The sequence below is a fragment of the Frankia sp. AgKG'84/4 genome, assembly GCF_023242965.2.
Taxonomy (GTDB): Bacteria; Actinomycetota; Actinomycetes; order Frankiales; family Frankiaceae; genus Frankia.
The window spans coordinates 1-3,353 of sequence record NZ_JALKFU020000573.1 but is presented as its reverse complement, the minus strand read 5'-3'; the positions used below and the strand labels follow the sequence as shown (position 1 = coordinate 3,353).

Sequence of the window (3,353 nt, the reverse complement as noted above, 5' to 3'; positions counted from 1 at the left end):
GTCTCGCGCCGGCCCGGCCGGGGTGGCGCGGTCAGCGGCGGGCTGTCAGGAGCGGGCATCGACCGCCCCGGTCCGGACCGCGCCGGCACGATGGGCGGCGGCACGCGACTGCGCGTAGAGGACCGGGCCGGCGATCATGCCGACCCGCTCGCGGGCGAGCAGCCCGCGCGGCATCGCGTGCTCACGGCCGTAGCTCTCCCGGGTGGCGTCACCGATCTTCCAGATCTTCCACATGCCGACGGGCAGCTTGGCGAGGATCTCGTTGCGGCTGCGCCGGGCCCCCAGGTGCTTGACGAGGTACGCCGTCAGGCCGGTGCCGTAGCCCCACATCTGGCGGCGCAGCGCGTCGAGGTCACTGCGGTGGCTGTGCCAGACCAGCGCGGAGGGCTCGTAGGCGAGCTGGTGGCCAGCGAGCAGCACCCGGACGAAGGCGTCGAGGTCCTCGCCGCCCTCGGTGGCGGTGCCGGCGCCCAGCGCCTCGTCGAACCCGCCGATCTCGCGGATCATGTCGGCGCGGACCGCGAAGTTCGCGCCGGCACCGAACACGCCCGCCGAGTACGGGTACAGCGGGTGGGCGAGCCGGTGACGGTCCATGTCGTACAGGTGCGGCTGGCAGGTCGACGCCCAGGTCACCCGCGAGTCGAAGTAGTACTCGGCGAGGTTCTCCAGGGTGGCGGTCGACACCAGGCCGGTGACGCAGCCGACGTGCGTGCCCGAGCGGAACCCGCGCAGCAGCCCGGCGACCCAGTCGCTGTCGACGCGCACGTCGTCGTCGGTGAAGGCGATCACCTCGCCGCGCGCCTCGGCGACCCCGCGGTTGCGCGCCCAGGACAGGCCCGGACGGTCCTCGCGCACGTAGCGGAACCGCGCCACGTCCCCGACCTCGCGGTCGAACACCTCCCGGGTGGACTCGTCCGACGGCGCGTTGTCGACGATGACGATCTCCAGGTCCGGATGGTCCAGCGCGCGCAGCCCCGCGAGGCACGCGGGCAGCATGGCCGCCCGGTTGCGGGTGCACACCACCACGGTCACCGACGTGGGGTCGACCACGGACCGCGAGCAGTGCGCGGTCTTCTCCCGCGGCGGAATCACCCCCGGGGCGAGCGCGGCGACCGCGTGCAGGCCGTCGCCGCGCAGGTGGATCGCCACCCGGTCGCGGAACGCCTCGGTCGCGGTGTCGTAGAAGTCCTCGTGGTGGAGCAGGCCGTCCTTCAACGGCAGGTTGAGGTAGCCCAGGGGCTCGCCGTGCAGTCGGACGAGCAGGCGGATCTGCTCGTAGGGCTCCCCGCCGGCGCGGGTGAGCACCGTGGCGGGCAGAGCCGGGTCGCCGAGCTCGACCTCACCGCAGAAGGTCGGTACGGGGCGGGAGCGCTCCCACCGCTGCCGAGGATCAGTCATCGCGCAGAGTCCTTACCTGTAGATCCGAGCACACTGACAGGACGGGTGAGGGCGGCGCCGCGCTGCGCGCCCCGGCGGTAAAGGTCATGGCCGACCAGGCCGACGCTCGGGACCCCGAGCAACAGCGCGGCGGGCAGGGGATGCCAGGCCCCCGCGAACACGAGGGCGACGGCGACGAGCAGGTCGGCCGCGAGGCTGAACGCGATCGCGAGGCCGACCGTCGTCACCGGGTCCAGCGGCGCCAGCCTGCTCAGCGCCGCCCAGCCGGGCAGCAGTGCCAGGCAGGTGAACGCGGCGGCGGCCCGCACCGGGGAGTGCGGGGCCACCAGGACCGCGGCGGCGAGCACCGCGACGGCCGCGAGCAGCACCGCGTCGACGGCGACGCGGGCCCGGTCGGACAGGGCGTCCGGCCGTCGTCCGTCGGTCCCCTCGCCGCCCGGCCGACCGCGTCGACCGGCCCGGTCGGGCAGGGTGAGCTGGACCGTCGCCGCCGAATCCACCCACGGTTCGCCGTAGCTGGAGCGATTGGCCGCCTCGGACCGGTCGGCCCGGCCTCGGCCGGCGGCGTCACGTGTCATCGGCGATCGCCTTTCGTCGGGCGCCGCCCACGGCGTGGGCGCGGCGCCGGGGCGCCGCCCACGCCGGTGATGCCGGCGAGCGCGGCGGCCGGCGGGTCACGGCGGGCGGGGATGGTCAGGAAGGCCGCCAGCCGCGGCAGGACGAGCAGCGCGACGGCGACGTCCGCGGCGAGGTAGCCAAGGCCCAGGCCGGTCAGGCCGTGGTGGGTCAGGCCCAGCCAGGCACCGCCGAGCTCCGCGACGCCGCAGACGATGCTGATCGCGACCGCCTCCAGGAGGCGGCCCTTCACCCGGGCGATCGGCAGGTACGCCGAGACGACCACGATCGGGATCAGGCTCAGGGACAGCAGCCGCAGCAGGTTCGCGGCCTGCGCGTAGGCGGGGCCGAACACCAGCAGCAGCGGGTGCGCGAACAGCAGGATCACGACGAGGACGGGCACGAGCAGCGTCGCCTGCCGGCGCAGTGCCGTGCGCAGCAGGGACGGGATCTGCGTCGGGTCGACGGAGCCGTGGACGAGCAGGGACGAGCCGAAGTTGAACGCGATCATCCGCAGGCTGTAGGGCACCATCCAGGCGATGTAGAACACCGCGTTGCCCTCGGTGCCCAGGTGCGCGACGACGATCAGAGGCAGCAGGTTCGCGCTGGCCACGCCGACGAGGTTGCCGATGTGGCTGCCGCCGACGAAGCGGGCGACGGTCGGGACGTCCCAGCCGGGCGGCCCCGGTTCGGCAGCGGCGGCGAACCGCGGCAGCACCCGGCGCCAGACCACCAGGTTGACCACGACGATGAGCAGGGCCACCGGCAGCAGCCAGGAGGCGAACACGGCGTACCCGCCGCCGCCGACGAGCAGCGCCACCAGCCCGAGCCGCATCAGCCCGAACGCCAGGTTCTCGACCGGGACGAGGATCGCGGCGCCGAGGCCGAGCAGCACGATGTCCTGCAGCGCGAACACCGACCAGGCGCCGACCGAAGCCGGGTACCACAGTAGTCCCCCACCGGGGTTCCCGCCGAACAGGTCGGCGCCGAAGATCAGCACGAACGGCACGGCCGCCGCCGCGCTGCACACCGCGACCGTGACGTAGCAACCCCACACCAGCCGCCCGGCGGACCGACCTGCGCCGGGCAGGAAGCGCTGCAGGGCGGTGTGCAGGTCCAGCGACGCGATCGCCGAGATCAGCACCAGCCCCGAGGTGAGGCCGGCGGCCTGGCCGACGACGTCCTGCGGGTACAGCCGGGCGGACAGGACGTAACACAGCAACCCGGTCAGCGCGTTGCCGACGGAACTCGCGGTCAGCGCGTAGGTCAAGAGCGAGTCCGGCGTCCTGGACATGGAGGACCTGCTGCTACTCACCGCGGCCATGATCGAGGAACACGGC

Annotated in this window: 3 protein-coding genes; all 3 read right to left on the bottom strand. The window is 73.9% G+C overall.

The annotated features are described in order from the left end of the window. Positions 1-45 precede the first annotated feature (45 nt). A complete protein-coding gene (locus MXD58_RS23390; RefSeq protein WP_248836621.1) occupies positions 46-1,398 on the bottom strand; it encodes a glycosyltransferase family 2 protein in 1,353 nt (450 codons plus the stop codon). Then, on the bottom strand, positions 1,395-1,976 hold the full coding sequence (locus MXD58_RS23385; RefSeq protein WP_248836620.1) for a hypothetical protein: 582 nt from the start codon (positions 1,974-1,976) through the stop codon (positions 1,395-1,397). The genes MXD58_RS23390 and MXD58_RS23385 overlap by 4 nt, the downstream gene beginning before the upstream one ends. Further along, on the bottom strand, positions 1,973-3,353 hold a 1,381-nt coding region (locus MXD58_RS23380; RefSeq protein ID WP_250609927.1), incomplete at its 5' end, for a hypothetical protein. The genes MXD58_RS23385 and MXD58_RS23380, both read right to left, overlap by 4 nt.

Excerpts from the sequence above, each read along its gene's own strand:
- MXD58_RS23390 (WP_248836621.1), bottom strand. The coding sequence starts at position 1,398 with ATGACTGATCCTCGGCAGCGGTGGGAGCGCTCCCGCCCCGTACCGACC.
- MXD58_RS23385 (WP_248836620.1), bottom strand. The coding sequence starts at position 1,976 with ATGACACGTGACGCCGCCGGCCGAGGCCGGGCCGACCGGTCCGAGGCG.